Below are 3,095 nucleotides of genomic sequence, written 5' to 3' on the forward strand. Positions count from 1 at the left end.
CCCGTCCAGGCCACCGTCTCTTCCCCGTAGGTGTCGCGGCCCACGATGCCGAACGGCGGATCGGTCGCGTCCAGCCGCACCGCCTCTCCCCCGGCGGTAATGCGGAAGGCGTGGCCGTGGCCGGCGTTGGAGTAGGCCAGCGTCCCCGCGGCGGGATCGATGACGCAGTAGAACAGGGTCAGGTACATCTCCGTGTTCTCCAGCTCGTCGATCACCGCGCGGTGGGTGCGGTGCAGCACCTCGCTGGGCGCGTCGCCCTCGGAGGCGTGGATGGCCACGGCGCTGATGGTGAGCGCCATGATCAGCGCCGCGCCGAACCCGTGGCTGCTGACATCGCCGATCAGCACCCCCAGCCGGTTGTTGGGAAGCCGGAACAGGTGGTAGAAGTCGCCGCCCACCGACTCGGCGGGGACGCATCGCGCGGCCACCTCGGCGTAGCCCCGGAACTGCTCCAGCGGGGGAAGCAGCTTCAACTGGAGGTCGTGCGCCAGCTCCAGTTCGCGCGCCAGCCGCTGCTGGATCAACGATTCGGCGATCAGCCGGTTGTTCTCGACCGCCGCGCCGATCTGGCTGGCGATGGCGGACAGCAGCTTCAGGTCGCCGGCGGAAAAGCCCTCGTTGGTCTCGCGCCCGATCAGGTTGATGACGCCCACCGCCCGGGTCTCGCCCTCGGGCGGGGTGTAGCTGACGGGCACGGACAGGAACGATCCCCGCTGCCGCGCGCCGCTCGTGCAGTCTTCGCGCTGGTACTCCTCGCCGGGCCCCAGGAGCACGTGGCGCCCCTCGCGGAACACGGCCGCCGTGATGGAGCACGGGTCGTCGACCGCCACCGGCTCGGAGTGCCCTTCGCCCCCCACCACGGCTGCCAGCCGGATCATCCCCGTGTCGCGGTCGTGCACCCACAGGGCGGCGCGGCGGGCGCTGAGGATGCTGGCTACCTCGCCGAGGATGGTGCGCGCGGCGTTCTCCAGCGAGATGATGGAGCCAAGGATCTCGCTGATGGAGTACAGCAGCGTGATCTCTTCGTAGCGCTCGCCGATCTCGCGGCTGAACGAGCGGATCTCGTCTTCGTGCCTGGCCGCGCGGGCCAGCATGGCACCCAGGAAGCGCGCCGCGGCCGCCGAGTCCTCCGCCGAGCCATCGCGGATCTCCACCCGCAGCGCCGTCCCCGGCACCTCCGCCGCCGCGTCCACCGAGCGGCCGTGCGCGGCGGGCTGAAAGCCGCCGGCCGTATCCCACCCGTCGCCCACACGCTGCCAGACGAGCGCAGCTTCGCCGAATGCCCGGCGAAAGTCGTCGAGCACTCCGCGCGCGGAGGCGGGAAGGCGGGGAGGGCTGGGGGCGGCCGTAGTCACCTGGATCGACAGGAGTTCACTCGCCCGATGCGCGGCGCCGCGATTCGTCGCGGCGCAGCACCAGGCGAACGCAGTTGCCCGCGTCGTTGTAGCGCACCTCGTCCATCAGCGTGCGGATCAGGAAGATGCCGCGGCCGCCGCACAGGTCGAGGTTTTCTGGGAGGGTGGGGTCGGGCACGTGGCCGGGGTCGAAGCCGGTGCCCTCGTCCTGCACCTGGACGGACACCGCGTCGCGCGACAGCTCCACCTCTACGCGCACGCGCTTGTCGGGGTCGCTGCCGTTGCCATAGATCATGGCGTTGGCCAGTACCTCGGCCATCCCCACGCGAAAGTTGAGGGTCAGCCGTGAGCCGTCGAAGTCGTAGGCCCGCAGCCGGTCGGAGAGGTAGCCGACGGCTCCCTCGATGACCCGCGGGTCGCTGGGCAGCTCCAGCACGAACACGCTCTGCTCGGGCGGAGAGCCGCCGATATCGGGTTTTGCCATGTGCCTAGCGCACCTTTGCCTGCGCGGAGCGGTGCATGGCCCGCCGTGGCCTGGTCGTCATGGGCAAACGCGGCGGGCCGCGCCGGGCACCAGCCCGGAACGGCCGCCGGACCGTTGCAGTGTGGGCCGGATCAGAAGCCCGTGAGGGCCGCTTCGCGAGTGTCGGCGATGTTGAACAGCGTGTCGAGCTTGGTGAGCTCGAACAGCGTCCGCAGGTCCTCGTTCAGGTTGGCCAGCCGCAGCTCGCCACCCTGCTCGCGGATCTTCTTCGACAGGCTCACGAGCACGCCCAGGCCGGACGAATCGATGTAGCCGGTGTTGGAGAAGTCGATGAGAAACTTGCGCTCCCCGCCTTCCAACTCGTCGAGCACCTTCTGCTTCAGCTCCTGGCGGTTGCCCACGATGAGCTGCCCATCCACATCGACCACCACCACACCATTGTTCTTGCTCGTGTGGAAGCTCATGACTCCTCGGTATCCACGGTTCCGGGTAAAACACCCTGGGCATGCCGGGGCAAGCGATGTGCCACCTCCGGCCCAAAACGCGGAGGCCGGCCCGGCCCTTCCGCTGTACGGAGCACACGGTAGGGCGCGGGGCGCGCTTGCGCAATAAGCGTCACCCCGCCAGCAGGCCGGTGATGCAGGCCACGTTGACGATGTCGGCGGGCGTGGCGCCGCGCGACAGGTCGTTGCACGGCTTCGCCAGCCCCTGCACGATGGGTCCGACCGCCTCCGCGCGTGCCAGGCGCTGCGTGAGCTTGTAGGCGATGTTGCCGGCGTCCAGGTCGGGAAAGACCAGCACGTTCGCCCGTCCCGCCACGGCCGATCCCGGCGACTTGCGCGCGCCGACCGACTCGACCAACGCCGCGTCTGCCTGCAGCTCGCCGTCCGCCGGAATGTGGGGCGCCTTCTCGCGGAAGATCTCCAGCGCCCGGCGCACCTTGTCGATGGACGGCCCCGCCGCGCTCCCCTTGGTGGAATACGAGAGGAAGGCCACGCGCGCATCGTCGCCCACCACCTTCCGCCGCGCTTCCGCCGCCGCGAGGGCGATGTCGGCCAGCTGCTCGGCCGTGGGGTCCGGGACCACCGCGGCGTCGGTGTAGCTGAGCACCTCTTCGCCCGCCCCGCGGAACGGGGGCACCACCATGTAGAAGGTGGACGACACCGTGCGGATTCCCGGCGCCGGGCCGATCGCCCAGATGGCGGCCCGCATGACGTCCGCCGTGGTGCTCACCGCCCCCGCGACGCACCCATCCG

At 70.3% G+C, this 3,095-nt stretch carries 4 protein-coding genes; all 4 read right to left on the reverse strand.

Annotated features, from left to right (window positions below; genetic code table 11):
- On the reverse strand, positions 1–1,355 hold a 1,355-nt coding region (locus VIB55_RS08975; protein ID WP_331876321.1), incomplete at its 3' end, for a PP2C family protein-serine/threonine phosphatase.
- 16 nt (positions 1,356–1,371) lie between these two features.
- A complete protein-coding gene (locus VIB55_RS08980) occupies positions 1,372–1,839 on the reverse strand; it encodes an ATP-binding protein (RefSeq protein WP_331876322.1) in 468 nt (155 codons plus the stop codon).
- Between the two features lie 131 nt (positions 1,840–1,970).
- Positions 1,971–2,303, reverse strand: coding sequence for an STAS domain-containing protein (locus VIB55_RS08985; protein WP_331021660.1), 333 nt, complete (start codon positions 2,301–2,303; stop codon positions 1,971–1,973).
- Between the two features lie 151 nt (positions 2,304–2,454).
- On the reverse strand, positions 2,455–3,095 hold a 641-nt coding region (locus tag VIB55_RS08990; RefSeq protein ID WP_331876323.1), incomplete at its 5' end, for a phosphate acyltransferase.

This window comes from Longimicrobium sp., from assembly GCF_036554565.1.
Taxonomy (GTDB): Bacteria; Gemmatimonadota; Gemmatimonadetes; order Longimicrobiales; family Longimicrobiaceae; genus Longimicrobium.

Excerpts from the sequence above, each read along its gene's own strand:
- VIB55_RS08980 (WP_331876322.1), bottom strand. The coding sequence starts at position 1,839 with ATGGCAAAACCCGATATCGGCGGCTCTCCGCCCGAGCAGAGCGTGTTC.
- VIB55_RS08985 (WP_331021660.1), bottom strand. The coding sequence starts at position 2,303 with ATGAGCTTCCACACGAGCAAGAACAATGGTGTGGTGGTGGTCGATGTG.